Below are 18,183 nucleotides of genomic sequence, written 5' to 3'. Positions count from 1 at the left end.
AAGACACCGGTTTCCACAGAAGGTTTTCACCGTGCATTCCTTGCTCATCGCTCTGGCAACAGCTCCGGCGCCCACCCCCACGCCGTCGCTGCGACCGGGCCTGTCCGAGGACCAGGTCACCCCGGGTTTTCTGGGCTTCCTGCTGACAGCCTTCATCGTGGTGCTGACCGCGCTGCTGATCGTGGACATGGTGCGGCGCATCCGCCGGGTCCGCTACCGGGCCCAGGTGGAGGCCGAGCGTACGGCCGCCGAGGAGGCAGGGACCTCCGGCGCCGACGGCACCGAGGACACCCGGTTCCCGTCCGAGGGCGGGGCTGCCCGGCCGGAAGTCAACGGCGATGCAGGACCAGGAAACCGCTAACAGCGGTTCCCCCCGCCCGCTGCCAGGAGGCTCGAACGCCCTGGCGGCGGAGCCCTCTGCGTACCTGCGCCAGCACGCCGGCAACCCGGTCCACTGGCAGCCGTTCGGCGATGCGGCCTTTGCCGCCGCGGCCACCCGGGACGTTCCGGTGTTCCTCTCCATCGGCTACGCGGCCTGCCACTGGTGCCACGTCATGGCCCACGAATCCTTCGAGGACCAGGACACGGCCGACTACCTGAACACCCACTTCGTCGCCGTCAAAGTGGACCGCGAGGAACGCCCCGACGTCGACGCCGTCTACATGGCCGCCACGCAGGCGATCAGCGGCGAGGGCGGCTGGCCGATGTCCGTCTTCCTCCTGCCCGACGGCCGGGCCTTCCACGCCGGCACCTACTTTCCGCCCCGGCCCATGCCGGGGCGTCCCTCCTTCCGGCAGGTCCTTGAGGCCGTGAGTGAGGCCTGGACGGAGCGCCGCGGCGCTGTCGAAGCTAATGCCGCCACCTTGGCCCGCGGCATGGCCGCGTCCCAGCCGGCCAGCGCCGTCCGGCTCGACGGGCCGCCGGAGCCCCTGGACGCTGCGATCCAGGGGGAAGCCGTTCGTGCCCTGTCCCGGTCCGAAGACCAGAGCCACGGCGGCTTCGGCGGAGCGCCGAAATTCCCGCCGTCGGCCGTGCTCGAATTCCTGATCCGGCACGCCGCCGTGCCCGGGGCCAGACTGCCGTCGGCAGCCGCTGAACTCGATACTGCCGGCCCGGACGCTGTAGGAGCTGACACCGCGGCGGCGGCCCGCGATATGGCGGGGCGCGCGCTCGCGGCGATGTCCCGGTCGGCGTTGTTCGACCAGCTCGACGGCGGCTTCGCCCGCTACTCCGTGACCCGGGACTGGTCCGTTCCGCACTTCGAGAAAATGCTCTACGACAACGCCCAGCTGCTGCGCGTCTACGTCCACTGGGTACGGCTGGGCGGCACGCTCGACTACCCGGCGGCCGAGGCGGCAGCAGTGGCCGGGCGCACCGCGGACTGGCTCCTCACCTGCCTCGGGCTGCCGCCGGACCAAGCCCCGGCGCCGGGCGGGGGAGCGGCGCAGGCGGTGGCCCTGGCGTCCTCGCTGGATGCTGATACCGTCGTCGACGGCGTGCACGCCGAGGGCGCCAGCTACCTGTGGACCCCGGCCCAGCTCCAGGAACTCTTGGGTCCCGCCGACGGCGCCGCCGTGGCGGCCCTCATGAACGTCCGCACACCCGGGAGTGTGACCGCCGACGGTTCACCGCTGCATCCGGGCCGGGAGATCGCCGGCGACGACGCTGTGCTGTGGCAGCGGGTGCGCCCGGTGCTGGCGCAGGCGCGCTCCGGCCGCCCGCAGCCAGGCCGGGACGACAAAGTGGTGGCCGGCTGGAACGGACTGGCCGTCGCGGCACTCGCCGACGCCGGGGCCGTCCTGGCCCGGCCGGAGCTCGTGGCCGCCGCGGAACGTATTGCGGCGTATCTCGAACGGGTGCACTGGCAGCCGCCCGGAGACGGCCCCGGCCGGCTCATCCGCGTCTCCCACGGCGGGACGGCACGCGGAATCGGGGGCCTGCTGGAGGATTATGCCTTTTGCGCCGAAGGACTCTTCGCGCTTTATGGGGTGACCGGGCACACCCGCTGGTACAACCTGGCGGCAGCCGTGCTGGATGCGGCCTGCGTACGGTTCGCGGCCGACGGCGGACTGAAAGACGCTGCCGGGGAGTCGGCGCAGGTCACCGCGGCCCAGGGCGGCCGGGACGGCCTGGACCTGTTCGACAACGCCGCCCCTAGCGGTGCCGCCGCGCTGGCCGGGGCGTTGCTGACCCACTCGGCGCTGTCCGGCTCCCCGGAGCACCGCACCCTGGCGGCCAACATTCTCTCCCTGCTGCCGCCGCTCGCGGTCCGGGCGCCCCGCGTGGCGGGCTGGCTGCTGGCAACCGCCCAGGCGGCGCTCGCCGGACCCGTCGAGGCTGCCGTCGCCGGGCCGGACACGCCCGGGCGTGCCGCGCTGCACCGGGTGCTGCTGATCTCGCCCAGCCCCGGGCTGGTGGTCGCGGTCCAGGACGACGGCGCCGCCCTGCCCGTGCCGCTACTGCGCGGCCGCGGTGCGGGTCCGGACGGCGCCCCGCAGGTGTTCCTGTGCCGCGGAATGGTCTGTGACCGTCCGACGGGTTCCGTCGCAGGGGTGCGCGAGCGGCTGGCTACAATGGCCCGATGACTTCTGAGCACGGCTTTGAGCTGGTGGTGTTCGACTGCGACGGCGTCCTGGTTGATTCCGAGGTAATCGCCGTCCGGGTGGACCAGAAGGTCCTGGCGGACCTCGGCTGGGACCTGGAGCTCGATGAAATCGTGGAACGGTTCGTCGGACGATCCGAGGCCCACTTCGTAGCCTCCGTGGAACAGCACCTCGGAATCCGGCTGGCCGACGGCTGGGATCAGGAGTACGGACGGTGGTACCAGGACGCCTTCGAGCGCGGGCTTGAGGCGGTCGACGGCATAGAGGAGGCGCTGGACCGGCTGCCGCTTCCGCACTGCGTCGCCTCCAGCGGCAGCCACGAAAAGATGCACCGCACCCTGGGCAAGACCGGGCTGCTCCACCGCTTCCAGGGCCGCCTCTTCAGCGCCACGGAGGTGGCCAACGGCAAACCGGCGCCGGACCTGTTCCTCCACGCCGCCCGCCGCCTCAGCACGGCGCCGGAGCGCTGCGCCGTCGTCGAGGACAGCGCCTACGGCGTCCAGGCCGCCCGGGCAGCCGGAATGCACGTCTTTGCCTACGCCGGAGGCGTGACCCCGGCCGCCCGGCTGGCCGGCCCCGGGACCACAGTCTTTTCAGACATGCGGCAGCTGCCCGGGCTCATCGCGGCGGGGCGGCCCGCCTGAGCTGGTGGCCAATTGGCTGAGCTTCGACGTCGGAATTTCCCCACCTTTGGGGGGCTCGCCCGGCGTGTCGGGCAGAAGGGCCGGTGAGTCCCGTCGTCGTTGTCCCAATGGTGGGGAGACTGGGCAGGGTGAACGGCCGGGAAAAACCGCAGCCCGGTTGTGCGCCGGCCCTCGACGTCGGAATTTCCCCACCTTTGGGGGCTCGCCCGGCGTGTCGGGCAGAGGGGCCGGTGAGTCCCGGCGTCGTTGTCACAATGGTGGGGAGAATTGCCGCTGACGGGCACGAGGGCAGCTGGTACGGGCCGGGGGAGTATCGGTGGTCGAGGGCCATCCGGACCCTCAGTGACCCGGTTGGCGCTGAGAAGTGCGGCGGACTGCATGGTCTGGTTGACGCGCCAAGGCCGCCTGAGCTTCAGCCCGGCCAGACTCGGCCCTCGGCCCGGCTCAGCCTCGGCCCGCGGGGTCAGCCCAGGACCGCGATCGCAATGGCAATGTAGTGCGCGGCGAAGGCGACCACCGTCAGGGCATGGAACAGCTCGTGGAAGCCGAAGTGCTCGTAACTGAAGTTCGGCTTCTTCAGGGCGTAGAAGACCGCTCCGGTGATGTACAGGACGCCCCCGACGCAGATCAGCACGGCCGAGGCCACATTGGCGGCGAAGAAATCCGGGAGATAGAACAGTGCCCCGCAGCCCAGGGCGATGTAGATCGGCACGTAGAGCCATCGCGGGGCGTGGGTCCACAGCAGGCGGAACAGCACACCAAGAATGGCCCCGGACCAGATGACCCACAGCAGCAGTTCGGCCTTCTGCCGCTCCAGCAGGGCCCAGGCCAGCGGCGTGTAGCTGCCGGCGATCACCAGCATGATGTTGGTGTGGTCCAGGCGCTTGAGGACAATCTTGACCCGCGGTGACCAGTTCCCGCGGTGGTACACGGCGCTGACCCCGAAAAGCAGCACCCCGGTAACGGCGTAGACGGCGCACGCAACCTTCAGATCTGGCGGAGCCAGGAGCACCAGCACCAGCCCGGCGACGAGCGCCAGCGGAGCGGTCACGGTGTGGATCCAGCCCCGCCATTTGGGCTTGATCATGAGCAGCTCGGCAAGCTTCACCGCGGCGTCGTCCACCGGGGTCCCCTTTTTTGCCGGAGGCTCCGGCCGGGGCTCCAGACTGTTGCTTTCCATGCCGCAATAATAAACTACGCACTGGTAAGTTACCTGCGGGTAACTATGGTTCGGAGGCTAGCCGGCGGCAGTCCTGCGCGCGGCCGGGCGCTCCGGCAGGTAGCCTAGGATGTGCACTGAACCAAGGATCTCAAGGAAGCCAGGTGAATCTCCGGATGGAAATGCCCGGGTTCCTCTACGGCTTTTACGAGCGCAAACTGCAGCGCTCCCTGGACCCGGAGCGGATCCCCCGGCACATCGGCGTCATGGTGGACGGCAACCGGCGCTGGGCCCGCCAGTTCAACGCCCCCACGAGCCAGGGGCACCAGGCCGGCGCGGACAAGATCCACGAATTCCTTGGCTGGTGCCAGGAACTCGGCGTCAGAGTGGTCACCTTGTACATGCTCTCCACGGACAACATGAACCGCTCCGGCGAGGAACTGGACCTCCTGATGGGCATCATCGCCAACACCCTGGACCGGCTGGACGAGGACGCCGACATTTCCGTCCACGCCATGGGCGCCCCGGAACTGCTGCCGGACTATCTGGCCGAGCGGCTGAACAAACTCACGGCCCGCACTCCGGCGCACGAAAAGCTGCACGTCAATGTCGCCGTCGGCTATGGCGGACGGCGGGAGATCGTCGACGCCGTCCGGGAGCTGCTGCACGACGCCGTCAGCCGGGGAGCGGACATCGGAAAACTGGCCGATGAACTCACCGTCGATGACATCTCGCGGTTCCTCTACACAAGGGGCCAGCCGGATCCGGACCTAGTGATCCGGACCTCCGGGGAGCAGCGGCTATCCGGGTTCCTCATGTGGCAAAGCGCCTACAGTGAGTTCTACTTCTGCGAGGCCTTGTGGCCGGCGTTCCGCAAAGTCGACTTCCTGCGCGCCCTGCGCGATTACGCCGGCAGGCAGCGCCGCTTCGGCGCCTGAACCGTTCACGCGGAGTTCACAAACCGGCAACAAGAATCGCCGTCAAATTGGCGGACAAACCCACCCCTTGAGACGTACGTTTATCCCATCGGCGGGCAATTCGCCGGCCGATCGGGGAGGCCAGTACATGGAGCGGAAGTTCGCACCGGGTGTATGGGAGGCCGCGTGCGGCCTTCAGGCCGAGCCGCCTCACCAATAACAAATCCGGGCATTGCCCCGGGGCTGGAGTCGATGTGGCTATTTCTGAGCAACTGCCCGATGTCATTTCCGACCAGGGACAGAAAGCTACCTCTCGCGCCAAGCGAGCCACCTCAAAGACCGGTGCAGCGGATTCCGCCGCGGCCGGTCTTGCTGTTTCCGGGGAAGGAACAGGAATCCGGGGCACGGCCCGCAGTTTCGTGATCGACACCTCCGTGCTGCTCTCCGATCCGCGGGCCCTCCTGCGCTTCGCCGAGCACGAGGTCATCCTGCCGATCGTCGTCATCACCGAACTCGAAGGAAAGCGCCACGACCCTGAACTGGGGTACTTCGCGCGCAAGGCGCTCCGGCTCCTGGATGACCTGCGGCTTGAGCACGGCGGCCTGGACCGTCCCATCCCGCTGGGCCGCGACGGCGGCACGCTCATGGTGGAGCTGAACCATATCTCCGCGGAGGTGTTGCCGGCCGGCTTCCGCGGGGCGGACAATGACAGCCGCATCCTCGCGGTGGCCAAAAACCTGGCCAACGAGGGCCGCGACGTGACGGTGGTGTCCAAGGACCTGCCGATGCGCGTCAAAGCCTCGGCCATGGGGCTGATGGCCGACGAATACCGCAATGAACTCGTCAAGGACTCCGGCTGGACCGGCGTCGCCGAGATCGACGCGGGCGAGGACGAGGTCGCCACCCTCTACGGGCACGAGCCGGTCTTCATCCCGGCCGCGGCCGAAATGCCGACCAACACGGGGCTTGTCCTGCTCTCCAGCCGCGGCTCGGCCCTCGGCCGGGTCGGGTCGGACAAGCAGGTCCGGCTCGTCAAGGGTGACCGCGACGTCTTCGGCCTCCACGGCCGCTCGGCGGAGCAGCGGCTCGCGATCGACCTCCTGATGGACCCGTCCGTCGGCATCGTGTCCCTCGGCGGCCGCGCCGGCACCGGCAAGTCCGCGCTGGCCCTGTGCGCCGGTCTCGAAGCCGTCCTCGAGCGCCGGGAACACCGCAAGGTGATCGTCTTCCGGCCCCTGTACGCCGTGGGCGGCCAGGAACTGGGCTACCTGCCCGGATCCGAGGCGGAAAAGATGAACCCGTGGGCGCAGGCCGTCTTTGACACGCTGGGCGCGCTGGTCAGCCAGGAAGTCGTCGAGGAAGTGATGGACCGGGGCATGCTCGAGGTCATGCCGCTGACGCACATCCGCGGCCGCTCGCTGCACGACGCGTTCGTGATCGTCGACGAGGCGCAGTCCCTGGAGAAGAATGTGCTCCTGACGGTCATGAGCCGGATCGGCCAGAACTCGAAGATCGTCCTGACCCACGACGTCGCCCAGCGCGACAACCTGCGGGTCGGACGGCACGACGGCGTGGCCGCGGTGGTCGAGACGCTGAAGGGCCACCCGCTGTTCGGCCACGTCACCCTCACCCGCTCGGAGCGCTCGCCGATCGCTGCCCTGGTGACGGATCTGCTCGAGGGGGCGGAGATCTAAGCCCGCCCCGGTCCAAGGCCGTGGTCCGGTTAGCCGGGCCACGGCCCTTCGCTGTGGTCGGGTAACCGCGGTCGGGTAACCGTGGTTGGGTTCGCCGGGCAGCGGCGTCCCGCCGTCGGCGGGTAATCGTGGTTGGGTTCGCCGTAGTTGGGTTTGCCGGGCCACGGCCCTTCGCTGTGGTCGGGTAACCGTGGTTGGGTTCGCCGTGCCGCGGCCTTTCGCCGTCGCTTAGACACGACGCATATGGACCCCTGCGGTCGCTGAGCGACCTCCGGGGATCCGATGCGTCGCGATGCGCTCCTTTACGAAAGACCGCGTCCCGGCAGGTTTGTCCCTCACCTTGCGGAGGAGCGCGTCCCGGCTGGTGAGCGTCCCACCTTCGCGGGGCTGCGGCGTCCCGCCAAGGAGCGCATCGCCGACCAAAGCGAAGCGAAGGTCGCCCAGCGACCGCAGCGCAGCGACGGGAGGTGTCTAAGCGACGGCGGGGCGCCGCTGCCCCGAAACCCAACCTCGGCAACCCAGTGAGGGGCGGCGGCGGTCTAAGCGACGGCGGGGCGCCGCTGCCCGGCGGACCCAACCACGGCAATTCAGCTACGTCGGGTGCTAAACGGGGATACCCAGGTACTTTGCTGTGGCGGGGTGGCCTTCTACCTGCAGATTCCATTGGGGGCGCTTGAAGGTGGCCGGGGTCAGGCGGACCTTTTGGACTTCCTGGGGCTGGCCGCCCCAGACGGCGCGGGTGACGCCGTTGGGTTCGTAGCCGAGGGAGCGGGAGACGCCGAGGGACTGCTGGTTCCAGACGGCGGCTTCGGATTCTGCGAGTTCGGCGCCGAGGTAGTCGAAGGCGTAGAGCGCGACGGCGGCACGCATTTCGGTGCCGAGGCCACGGCCCTGGGCGCTTTGGCGGAGCCAGGATCCCGTGCTGACAGTCTTCAGGGTGCTGAAGTCCTTGGCCGCGACGTCCTGGCAGCCGACGAAGTCGCCGTCGTGCCAGATGCCGAGCAGGAGGGTCCAGTCCCCGGGCGTCATGCTGCTGCGGCACCGCCAGTACCACTGCGCCATGTTGGTCCCGAGCTCGTGGGGCGGGGCGTCGGTCCACGGGGTGCTGAAGGGGCTCCGGCCCGGCTCGTGCACGCCGCTGAGGGCGGCCCCGATAGCGACCGGAATGTCCTCGTCCCGGACAGGGCGCAACGTCAGGCGCGGGGTGGTCAGGGTCAGTCCGAACGGGGGCCAGTAGTCGGCGGGCGAAGTCATCGCAGGAAGCCTAACGGTACCGGGCCGGGGATGCCAGTCACGCCGCGGCACCGGCACTGCTACTCTGCCGGAACGTCCCAGCTGATGTGGCGGCGGACGTCCGTGAGGTTCATGGATTCGGCGAGGAACAGGTCATCGAGCATGTATTCGTCCACGCCCAGGATCCTGAGCCAGTGCCCGTAGGCCGGCTCGGCGCCGGTTTCCGGTGCGTCCAGCCAGCGGCTTGCAACGCAGACGCCGGTGCCGGCGTCGACCCGTAACAGCGTGCGTCCCGGGCGGCAGATCGGGGTTGCAGGGTCGGCCGGACGGTACGAGGGGTTCGGACTGACCGTGGTTTCGAGGGCGGGCCGGCCCTCGTGGTCGACCTCCGCGATGGGACCAAGCGCCACAGCGTTGAGGTTCGGGAACTCCAGCGGGACGGGGGAATTCCCCGCGAGCTCCACCGGGTCCAGGACGGCGGCGAAGCGGCCGTTCCCGAAGGACGGTTCGCCGTAGGCTGCCTCCGGGCGGCGGCGCACCAGCCCGTCGTCGTCGTACACCGGGGTGACCAGATGCGGCGGCAGGAGCCAGGTCTTCCGCGTCGAACTGACGTAGAAGCCGCCGCGTGAATCATTGATGCCGGTGGTGCTGGCGATCACCAGTCCGTCGACGGTTTCCAGCCGCAGGGCGCCGGGCCTGCGCAGCCACGCCCGGACGAGGTCGTCGGGGACGGCGGCTGGCGCGGAGCCCGCGGCAGCCTTCACAGGCCGGTCCACGTACTCGAACCTCAGCGACTGCCACTTCCACGGCGAGGACCGGCACAGGTGCCGGAAGGCCGCAGCCTGGTCCGCCGGGCCCCGGGGCGCGAGCGGCCCGCGCCGGTTCCTGCTGTCCCATGCGGCCATATCCACAGTTTACGCGCGGGGACCGACGGGCCGGGCGAATATCCAGTAGCATCCGAGAGTGATCGAACGACTCGGCACCCTGGGCGCCGCCAACCCGCTGGCCTTTTGGCTGGCCCTGGCCGCGTGCGCCTACTTTTTCGTGATGGCCGTCCGGCTCACCGTGATCGATGTCCGGCACCACCTGCTGCCGGACCGCATCGTCTTTCCCTCCTATGCCATCGCCGGACTTCTCCTGCTGGGCGCGGCCGCCAGCCAGTTTCTTCCCGCCGGGCAAGATGTTGCCGGCACACCGGATGCCGGGCTGTTCGGCGTGCCGGGGCTGCGTGTCCTCGCCGGCGGGGCATCCCTGTGGCTGTTTTATTTTGTCCTGCACGCGGTGTATCCGCCGGGCATGGGATTCGGTGACGTGAAGCTTGCAGGCGTCCTGGGAATGTACCTGGGATTCCTTGGCTGGGGGCACGTCTTTGCGGGGACCTTTGCCGCGTTCATCCTCGGCGGCCTGTGGAGCCTCGGATTGCTCGTCGCACGCCGCGGGACGCTGCAATCGGCCATTCCCTTCGGGCCGTTCATGCTCGCCGGAACAGCGGCAGCCATGCTGCTGATCCCCGCCACGTAGGCGGCCGGCATGGCGACCCCGGAGTTCATCATGAGACTGCGCGAGAAGATCGGGCACGAGCCCCTCTGGCTGCCCGGAGTCAGGGGAGTGGTGTTCGACGACGACGGCAGGGTCCTGCTCGGCCGGAGGGCCGACAACGGACAGTGGGGACTGATCAGCGGGATCCTGGAACCGGGCGAGGAACCTGCGCCGGGCCTGCTGCGGGAGATCCTGGAGGAGACCGGTGTGGTTGCGGTTGTGGAGCGGCTGGTTTCTGTTGATGCCGTGGGCCCGACCCGGTATCCCAACGGCGACGTGTGCCATTTCCTGACCCTGGTGTTCCGGTGCCGCTTTGTCTCGGGCGAGGCCCGGGTTAACGACGACGAATCCCTCGACGTCGGCTGGTTCCTGCCGAAGGACTTCCCGGAGCTCATGGCCGGACACCTGGAAACGATCCGCCGGGCCAGTGACCCCGCCGCCGACGTCCACTACCGGCGCTGACCCGGGCCAGTCTTCCGGTACTGACGTGCACGGCATGCAGCAGGGGCGCCGCAACCCCCAAAGATTGCGGCGCCCCTGGCTGGCACCGGCCAGCGGATGCGGCCGGGTTCGGGAACGGAGTCCGGAAGATCAGCCGCGCTGGCGGGTGAGCTCGTCGTCGTTCCTGGCAGCCGCGGCTCGTTCCGCCTCGAGCCGCTCGGCTTCCTCGCCGCCGACGGCCTCTCCGCGGGCCACCATTCCGGCGGTGTCCGAGAGCGGAATCTGCTTGAGGGTAATAGCCAGGATCAGGGCGATGCCCAGGAACGGGAGCAGGTACCAGAAGACGGGCGCGAGCGAATCCGCGTAGGCGTTGACGATCGCGTCCTTGAGCTGCGCCGGGAGCTGGCTGAGGGTCTGCGGGTCCATCGTCCGGGTGGACTGCGACGCCTGCTCGGCGGACGCCCCGGCGCCGGTGAAGGCATTGGTCAGGGATTCGGCGAGCCGGGTGGTGAAGATGGAACCGAACACGGCGACGCCCAGGGATGCGCCGACCTCGCGGAAGTAGTTGTTGGTGCTGGTCGCGGTGCCGATCTGGTCCGCCGGCACGGAGTTCTGCACCACCAGGACAATCACCTGCATGATCGAGCCCAAGCCGGCGCCGAAGATAAACAGCTGCACACAGATGACCCAGATGGGGGTGGCGGCCGTGAGCGTGGTCAGCCACAGCATGGCGGCGATGGTCAGGGCCGCCCCGAGGATCGGGAACATCTTGTACTTGCCGGTCTTGGAGATCCGGATGCCGGAGAAGATGGCCGTGCCCATGAGTCCTACCATCATGGGCAGCATCAGCAGGCCGGATTCCGCGGCGGAGGTCCCGGAGGACATCTGCAGGAACGTGGGAACGAAGGCGATGGCCGCGAACATGCCCAGCCCGAGGGTGAAGCCAATGGCCGTCGAGTTCACGAAGATGCGGTTCTTGAACAGGCTCAGCGGAATGATGGGGTCCTCGGCCCGGCGCTCCACCATGACGAAGGCGGTGGCGGCGAGCACGAGTCCGGCGCCGAAGGCCCACGTCAGCGGCGAATCCCAGCCTTCATCCTTCTTGCCGCCGAAGTCGGTGAAGAAGATCAGGCACGTGGTGGCGGCGGAGAGCAGCAGCACGCCCAGGATGTCGATCTTCTTCTCGGCCTTCTTGTTTGGCAGTGTGAGGGTGAACCAGGCAATCGTGAACGCAGCGATGCCGATCGGGATGTTGATGTAGAAGGCCCACTCCCAGGTCAGGTGGTCCACGAAGAAGCCGCCCAGCAGGGGGCCGGCGACGGCGGAGAGGCCGAAGATGGCGCCCAGCGGGCCCATGTACTTGCCGCGTTCCTTGGCCGGAACGATGTCGGCGATGATGGCCTGGGACAGGATCATGAGGCCGCCGCCGCCCAGGCCCTGGATGGCGCGGAACACCACGAAGCCCCAGAAATCGGTGGCAAAGGCGCAGCCCGCGGAAGCGAGCGTGAAGAGCCCTATCGCCACGAGGAACAGGTTCCGCCGCCCCAGGATGTCGCCGAACTTCCCGTAGATCGGCATGACGATGGTGGTGGCCAGCAGGTAAGCCGTGGTGATCCAGGCCTGGTGCTCCACCCCGCCGAGCTTGCCGACGATCGTCGGCATGGCGGTGGAAACGATGGTCTGGTCGAGGCTGGAGAGCAGCATGCCCGCGATGAGGGCGGAGAAGATGATCCAGATGCGTTTCTGGGTCAGCAGCAGCGGCTCGGCTGCTGGCTTGGTGCTGAACGCGCTCATTGCGCTCCTTCGGAAGGGGTGGACTGGGGAGAATGCGACTGCGAAGAACTGGGCAGCGCAGAACTCGACTGAGAGGTGCTGGACTGCTGGATGTGGGGCCGGGACATGCTCAAGGGGGTCGGCCCGGCCCGGGAGGGATCGAACGGCAACGCAAAGAGCGTCCGGGCCGCCGCAATGTTTTCCAGCAGCATGTCCTTGTAGGTGCGCGTGTTGCCTTCGGAGAAATAGCCGGCGCTGGTCTTCCTGGCGATGTTGCCCAGGAGAACTACGGCCATGCGCACCACGGGGTGGTCCGTCGGGACGCCTTCCCGGGCCGCGAGAAGCCGGGCGAACTCGGCCTCGCGTTCCTCGGAGGCGCCGATGATCCGGAGCATCAGCTGGGGCTCCTTCTTGATCACGCCGATCAGCTGGCGGGTTTCTTCCTCGGAGCCGCTCATCCGTTCGGCGAGGTCGAGGGACAGCCGCACGAGGTCGGCCAGGAGCGAGTCCGATATTTCGCCGGCGGGCGAGCCGGCGCCGCCTGCCATGAAGCGTTCGACCACCTCTTCGGGAAAGTCGTCGTCGACGTGGCCGAGGATTGCATCTTCCTTGGCTGGGAAATAGTTGAAGAACGTCCGGCGGGAAATGCCCGCCTGCTCGCAGACTTCCTCCACGGTGTAGCCGTTGAGGCCCCGTTCGGCGGTCAGTGAACGCGCGACGGCGGTGATTGCCGCCCGTGTGGCGGCACGCTTGCGCTCGCGGAGGCCGCCCTCATTAATTGCACTGTTGCCCATAGAGTGTATTTTTGCACTTAACTGCAATTAGTGCAAAAGGTGTCGGGGTGCCGGGGCACGACGGCGGCCGGCGCCTTTCGCAGGAAAGACGCCGGCCGCCGGAGTTGGTTGCCGTGGTGACCGGTGCGGCGCACCGGGCGTTGTTTAGGCTTTGTGCGGCGGGCGCGTCATGGACATGACGTCCAGTGCGGTGTCCAGCTGCTCTTCGGTCAGTTCGCCGCGCTCCAGGAAGCCCATGGAGACGACCGTCTCGCGGATGGTCAGGCCCTCTGCCACGGCCTTCTTGGCGATCTTGGCGGCGTTCTCGTAGCCGATGAACTTGTTCAGCGGGGTGACGATCGACGGTGAGGCCTCGGCGAGGAAGCGGGCGCGCTCGACGTTGGCCGTGATGCCGTCAATCATCTTGTCGGCCATGACACGGCTGGTGTTGGCCAGCAGCCGCACGGATTCGAGGAGGTTGGCGGCCATGACCGGGATGCCGACGTTCAGTTCGAAGGCGCCGTTGGTGCCGGACCAGGCGATGGCGGTGTCGTTGCCGATCACCTGGGCGCAGACCATGATGGACGCTTCGCAGATGACGGGGTTGACCTTGCCCGGCATGATCGAGGAGCCCGGCTGCAGGTCCGGGATGGCGATTTCGCCGAGGCCGGTGTTGGGGCCGGAACCCATCCAGCGGAGGTCGTTGTTGATCTTCATGAAGGAGATCGCGATGTTGCGCAGCTGGCTCGACGCCTCGATGAGGCCGTCACGGTTGGCCTGGGCTTCGAAGTGGTCGCGGGCCTCGGTCAGGGGCAGGCCGGTGTCGGCTGCCAGGAGTTCGATCACGCGCTCCGGGAATCCGGCGGGGGTGTTGATGCCGGTGCCCACGGCGGTGCCGCCGAGCGGGACCTCGGCGACGCGGGGGAGAGAGGCGTTGATGCGCTCGATGCCGTAGCGGACCTGGGCGGCGTAGCCGCCGAATTCCTGGCCCAGGGTGACCGGGGTGGCGTCCATAAGGTGCGTGCGGCCGGACTTCACGACGTCCTTGAACTCCACGGCCTTGCGCTCCAGCGACTCTGCCAGGTAGCCGAGGGCCGGGATCAGGTCATTGATCAGCGCGGACGTCGCGGCCACGTGCACCGACGTCGGGAAGACGTCGTTGGAGGACTGTGAGGCGTTGACGTGGTCGTTCGGGTGGACAACTTTGTCGCTCCCGGCGGACTTGAGGGCGCGTGAGGCGAGCTCGGCGATGACCTCGTTGGTGTTCATGTTCGAGGACGTGCCGGACCCGGTCTGGAAGACGTCAATCGGGAAGTCGCCGTCGAACTTGCCGGCTGCAACGAGGTCGGCGGCGTCGGCAATTGCCTGGGCGAGCTCGCCGTCGAGCACCCCCAGTTCGGCGTTGGCCTGGGCAGCGGCCTTCTTCACCCGGGCCAGGGCCTCGATGTGGGCGCGCTCCAGCGTCTTGCCGGAGATCGGGAAGTTCTCCACTGCCCGCTGCGTCTGTGCGCGGTACAGGGCGTTCACGGGAACGCGGACTTCGCCCATCGTGTCGTGTTCAATGCGGAACTCTTCGGTGTTCAACTCATCTGTGGAAGTCATGGGGCTAGCTTATTGGGAGTGGGCGTCCCACCGAAAACCGTGAACGGCCGCCGCAATCGCATCCGCGGCGGAAGGGGCCGGGCCGGACGTGCCGGGCTTAGAGCTCGCCGATCCCGGACACGAGGTCAGCCTTGCCGTCGGCCAGGCTGTACGCGAGTCCAATGACGGCGGCGCGTCCGCCTTCCACTGCGTCCGAAATCACACGGGAGCTGTCCACGAGGCGCTGTGAGGTCTGCTTGACGTTCTCGATCACCATGTCATTGACGTCCTCCTGATTGTTACGCAGCGAGGTCAGCACGGAGGGGGTGATGCGCTCGACCAGGCTGCGCATGAAGCCGACCGGCATTTGGCCGGTCTCCACGGCAGTCTTGGTGGCCGTAACGGCGCCGCACCGGTCGTGGCCCAGGACCACAATCAGCGGCACGCCGAGGACGCTGACGCTGTATTCGAGGGAGCCGAGCACGGCGTCGTCAATCACCTGGCCGGCGGTCCGGACGACGAACGCGTCGCCCAGGCCGAGGTCGAAGATGATCTCGGCCGCGAGGCGCGAGTCGGAACAGCCAAAGATCACCGCGAACGGGTGCTGGTTCTCTACGAGGGACGAGCGCCGCGATGCATCCTGGTTGGGGTGCGAGGATGCGCCGGAGACGAAACGTTCGTTGCCTTCGCGGAGACGGCGCCAGGCAAGTGCAGGAGTGAGATAGGTGGCCACGCCCCCGACTTTACTGTGTTGCCGCGGCCGAAGGGGAATCTGTTGCGTCCGGGGTGCTCGCCGGAGCCCCGGCAGGCGGATTGCTTTCGAGCGACTTCACCACGGCCGCGGCCAGGGTGGAGAACTCCTCCAGGGTCGCGGATCCGGACAGGATGACGGTGGTGCCGCGTTCGGCCAGCACCATGGATTTCTCGCCCGTGCCGGTGTCGCGCAGCTCCCAGTCCCGGCCGCCCGCGTTCCGGGTGCCGGTCATCGGCGCGTTCTTGGTCTGCTGCAGGAGCCAGGTGGGGTTGGCCTGCCGGGTCTGCACCAGACCGATGAAGGACTCCTTGGGCGTCAGGTAGCCGACTTCCCAGGCCGGGACGCCGCTGCCCGCGCCGGACTCCCAGCGGGCGTAGTTGGGATGAAATGTGTCGCCGGTATCGGCTGCCACGGGTGTGAATCCCGCCACATCGGCGGCGTTCTGCGCGACGGCGCTGACGTTGATGTTCGGGTGGTACCCGTCGGTCTTGGGCGAGGGATTCATGAGGACGATCGGCAGGAACGCTGCGATGCTCACTACCAGGGCGATAATCATGCCCATCACGGAAGCGTTGGCGCGTTTGGCTGCCGCGGCGGCGATGACGGGCCGGACCGGTGGCTGTCCGGAAGCGTCCGGGGCGGCCGTGGGGGCGCCGCCAGCCGGAGAACCGGGGGCTGCGGGGGAGGTGTCCTGCAATTCACTCACCCCTCTATAGTCGCCCATGTACGGGCCGATCTCACATTCGCGCCCCGGCGGCCGCCTGTGGGTGAAGTGCGTCACGCACCGGTCATCCCATGACCTGGCTAGGTTGCCGCGACTATGATCAGTAGCAGACGAATCACCGCGACGGATCGATCCTGGCCGTACGGGTTCAACGACCGCCACTCGAAGAAGAGGTTCACGTGACACCAGCGCCTATGTCCCAGAAGTACTCCACGCTTTCCCCCTCGCTCGCCGTCGGGATCGACGAGCCTGACCGCAACCTCGCACTGGAACTTGTCCGCGTCACCGAGGCCGCGGCCATCGCCGGCGGTCACTGGGTGGGCTTCGGCGACAAGAACAAGGCCGACGGCGCCGCCGTCGACGCCATGCGCTCCTTCCTTCAGACGGTCCACTTCAACGGCGTTGTGGTCATTGGCGAAGGCGAGAAGGACGAAGCCCCGATGCTCTTCAACGGGGAACACGTCGGAGACGGCACCGGCCCCGAGTGCGACGTCGCCGTCGACCCCATCGACGGCACCCGCCTGACCGCGCTCGGCATCAACAACGCCCTGGCCGTTCTCGCCGTGGCCGAACGCGGGTCCATGTTCGATCCCTCCGCCGTGTTCTACATGGAAAAGCTCGTCACCGGTCCCGAAGCGGCCGACATGGTTGACCTGCGCCTGCCGGTCAAGCAGAACCTGCACCTCATCGCCAAGGCCAAGGGCGTCAAGGTCAACCAGCTCAACGTCATGATCCTGGACCGCGACCGGCACCGCCCCCTCGTGGAGGAAATCCGCGAAGCCGGCGCCCGCACGAAGTTCATCATGGACGGCGACGTCGCGGGCGCCATCGCCGCGGCACGTGCCGGCACCGGCGTCGACGCCCTCATGGGCATCGGCGGCACCCCGGAAGGCATCGTCGCGGCCTGCGCAATCAAGTCCCTCGGCGGCGTCATCCAGGGCCGGCTGTGGCCCACGAGCGACGACGAGAAGCAGAAGGCGATCGACGCCGGCCACGACCTCGAGCGCGTGCTGTCCACCAACGACCTCGTCTCCAGCGACAACTGCTACTTCGCGGCCACCGGTATCACCGACGGCGACCTCCTCAAGGGCGTCCGCTACTCCAAGGACAAGGTCCTCACCCAGTCCATCGTGATGCGCTCCAAGTCCGGCACCATCCGCTTCGTGGACGGCGAGCACCAGGCCAGCAAGTGGGAAGGCTACGCCCGCAAGAGCTAGCACCTGCGCAGCCGCACTGCGCTGCACCAGCATTGACGACGAATCCCGGGGCCGCATCCGCGCCCCGGGATTCGTCGTCTTAACCCCGGTGTCAATTGCCGTGTCAGTTACCGCAGGGCGGTGGCAGCGCCGGCGGATTCGGTAGGGTGGAGCCATGACGTGGCTCGTAACTGGCGGTGCAGGATATATCGGTTCTCATGTGGTTTCCGCTTTGCGCGGCGCCCGGATCCATCCGGTGGTGATTGACTCCCTCTCCAGCGGGCACCGTGAGTTCGTTCCGGCCGATGTGCCGTTCGTCCACGGCAGCATCCTCGACGCCGACCTCGTGGCCCACACCCTGCGGAACCACGCGGTGACCGGCGTGATCCACCTGGCCGGGTTCAAGTACGCCGGGGTGTCCGTCCAGGAGCCGCTGCTGACCTACGAACAAAACGTCACGGGCACCGCCCAGCTGCTCAAGGCCATGGAGCTCACCGGGGTCGACAAACTGGTCTTCTCCTCGTCCGCAGCCACGTACGGCACGCCCACCGGCGACATCGTCACCGAGGCCACCCCCACCAACCCGGAATCCCCCTACGGCGAGAGCAAACTCATCGGCGAATGGCTCATCCGGGACCAGGGCCGGGCCCGGGACCTGAAGCACACCTCGCTGCGGTACTTCAACGTGGTCGGCTCAGGGGCGCCCGAGCTCTACGACACAAGCCCCCACAACCTCTTCCCGATCGTGCTGCGGGCGCTCACGGCGGGCAAGACGCCGCGCATCAACGGCATCGACTACAACACCCCGGACGGCACCTGTGTGCGCGACTACGTGCACGTGGCCGATCTGGCGACCTCGCATGTGGCGGCCGCCCAGGCCCTTGCCGCCGGGACGCCGCTGGAGCGCGTCTACAACCTTGGATCGGGGGACGGGCTTTCCGTGCGCCAGATCATGACGGCGATGGCCAAGGTCACGGGAATCGATTTCGAGCCGGAGATCGGCCCGCGCCGGGCGGGGGATCCTGACAGGATCGTGGCCGACGGCACGCTGGCCGCCCGCGATCTGAACTGGAAGATGCGGCACTCCGTGGAGCAGATGGTGGCCAGCGCCTATGACGCCCAGCGGCACGCGATCACGACTGCCGGCTGACG

General features: G+C 68.1%; 17 protein-coding genes. 9 read left to right on the top strand and 8 right to left on the bottom strand.

The window, feature by feature from the left end:
- Positions 1–31 precede the first annotated feature (31 nt).
- Genes ACVWYS_RS13625 through ACVWYS_RS13615 form a run of 3 tightly spaced genes read left to right on the top strand, consistent with a single transcriptional unit; the run spans position 32 to position 3,247 of the window.
- The gene (locus ACVWYS_RS13625) at positions 32–361 is read left to right on the top strand and encodes a hypothetical protein (RefSeq protein WP_344364192.1); all 330 of its coding nucleotides are present in this window, start codon (positions 32–34) and stop codon (positions 359–361) included.
- The gene (locus ACVWYS_RS13620) at positions 339–2,585 is read left to right on the top strand and encodes a thioredoxin domain-containing protein (RefSeq protein WP_456507236.1); all 2,247 of its coding nucleotides are present in this window, start codon (positions 339–341) and stop codon (positions 2,583–2,585) included. Before ACVWYS_RS13625 ends, ACVWYS_RS13620 begins: the two co-directional genes overlap by 23 nt.
- Complete coding sequence (locus ACVWYS_RS13615; RefSeq protein ID WP_456507235.1) at positions 2,582–3,247, top strand: HAD family hydrolase; 666 nt, start codon at positions 2,582–2,584, stop codon at positions 3,245–3,247. The genes ACVWYS_RS13620 and ACVWYS_RS13615 overlap by 4 nt, the downstream gene beginning before the upstream one ends.
- Before the next feature lie 463 nt (positions 3,248–3,710).
- Here ACVWYS_RS13615 and trhA read toward each other — a convergent pair whose 3' ends face one another.
- Complete coding sequence (gene trhA / locus ACVWYS_RS13610) at positions 3,711–4,427, bottom strand: PAQR family membrane homeostasis protein TrhA (protein ID WP_456507234.1); 717 nt, start codon at positions 4,425–4,427, stop codon at positions 3,711–3,713.
- Positions 4,428–4,582: 155 nt separating this feature from the next.
- Between trhA and ACVWYS_RS13605 the strand changes: the two genes are divergently transcribed.
- Positions 4,583–5,344, top strand: coding sequence for an isoprenyl transferase (locus ACVWYS_RS13605; RefSeq protein WP_456509067.1), 762 nt, complete (start codon positions 4,583–4,585; stop codon positions 5,342–5,344).
- 233 nt (positions 5,345–5,577) lie between these two features.
- A complete protein-coding gene (locus ACVWYS_RS13600; RefSeq protein ID WP_456507233.1) occupies positions 5,578–7,017 on the top strand; it encodes a PhoH family protein in 1,440 nt (479 codons plus the stop codon).
- A gap of 603 nt (positions 7,018–7,620) precedes the next feature.
- Here ACVWYS_RS13600 and ACVWYS_RS13595 read toward each other — a convergent pair.
- Entirely contained in the window at positions 7,621–8,271 is a 651-nt protein-coding gene (locus ACVWYS_RS13595) for a GNAT family N-acetyltransferase (RefSeq protein ID WP_456507232.1), read from the bottom strand.
- Positions 8,272–8,330: 59 nt separating this feature from the next.
- On the bottom strand, positions 8,331–9,155 hold the full coding sequence (locus ACVWYS_RS13590) for a hypothetical protein (RefSeq protein ID WP_344364177.1): 825 nt from the start codon (positions 9,153–9,155) through the stop codon (positions 8,331–8,333).
- A gap of 58 nt (positions 9,156–9,213) precedes the next feature.
- On the opposite strand from ACVWYS_RS13590, the gene ACVWYS_RS13585 reads away from it, so the two are divergent.
- Entirely contained in the window at positions 9,214–9,771 is a 558-nt protein-coding gene (locus ACVWYS_RS13585) for a prepilin peptidase (protein WP_456507231.1), read from the top strand.
- Positions 9,772–9,780: 9 nt separating this feature from the next.
- A complete protein-coding gene (locus tag ACVWYS_RS13580; RefSeq protein ID WP_344364171.1) occupies positions 9,781–10,251 on the top strand; it encodes an NUDIX hydrolase in 471 nt (156 codons plus the stop codon).
- Positions 10,252–10,380: 129 nt separating this feature from the next.
- On the opposite strand, the gene ACVWYS_RS13575 is transcribed toward ACVWYS_RS13580, so the two are convergent.
- The 5 genes from ACVWYS_RS13575 to ACVWYS_RS13555 all read right to left on the bottom strand — a co-directional run bounded on the left by ACVWYS_RS13575 (position 10,381) and on the right by ACVWYS_RS13555 (position 15,835).
- Complete coding sequence (locus tag ACVWYS_RS13575) at positions 10,381–12,024, bottom strand: MDR family MFS transporter (RefSeq protein WP_456507230.1); 1,644 nt, start codon at positions 12,022–12,024, stop codon at positions 10,381–10,383.
- On the bottom strand, positions 12,021–12,797 hold the full coding sequence (locus ACVWYS_RS13570; RefSeq protein WP_456507229.1) for a TetR/AcrR family transcriptional regulator: 777 nt from the start codon (positions 12,795–12,797) through the stop codon (positions 12,021–12,023). Before ACVWYS_RS13570 ends, ACVWYS_RS13575 begins: the two co-directional genes overlap by 4 nt.
- A gap of 144 nt (positions 12,798–12,941) precedes the next feature.
- Positions 12,942–14,378, bottom strand: a complete 1,437-nt coding sequence (locus ACVWYS_RS13565) for a class II fumarate hydratase (protein ID WP_091250771.1) — start codon at positions 14,376–14,378, stop codon at positions 12,942–12,944.
- A gap of 97 nt (positions 14,379–14,475) precedes the next feature.
- Complete coding sequence (locus tag ACVWYS_RS13560) at positions 14,476–15,090, bottom strand: carbonic anhydrase (RefSeq protein WP_091250769.1); 615 nt, start codon at positions 15,088–15,090, stop codon at positions 14,476–14,478.
- A gap of 10 nt (positions 15,091–15,100) precedes the next feature.
- Entirely contained in the window at positions 15,101–15,835 is a 735-nt protein-coding gene (locus ACVWYS_RS13555) for a DUF4245 domain-containing protein (RefSeq protein ID WP_456507228.1), read from the bottom strand.
- Positions 15,836–16,029: 194 nt separating this feature from the next.
- Between ACVWYS_RS13555 and glpX the strand changes: the two genes are divergently transcribed.
- On the top strand, positions 16,030–17,052 hold the full coding sequence (glpX, locus tag ACVWYS_RS13550; RefSeq protein ID WP_175460428.1) for a class II fructose-bisphosphatase: 1,023 nt from the start codon (positions 16,030–16,032) through the stop codon (positions 17,050–17,052).
- 154 nt (positions 17,053–17,206) lie between these two features.
- Complete coding sequence (gene galE / locus ACVWYS_RS13545) at positions 17,207–18,181, top strand: UDP-glucose 4-epimerase GalE (protein ID WP_456507227.1); 975 nt, start codon at positions 17,207–17,209, stop codon at positions 18,179–18,181.
- Positions 18,182–18,183 lie beyond the last annotated feature (2 nt).

The organism is Arthrobacter sp. TE12231, from assembly GCF_054062895.1.
The sequence above is the reverse complement of the archived record's forward strand: the minus strand, read 5'-3'. Positions and strand labels throughout refer to the sequence as shown.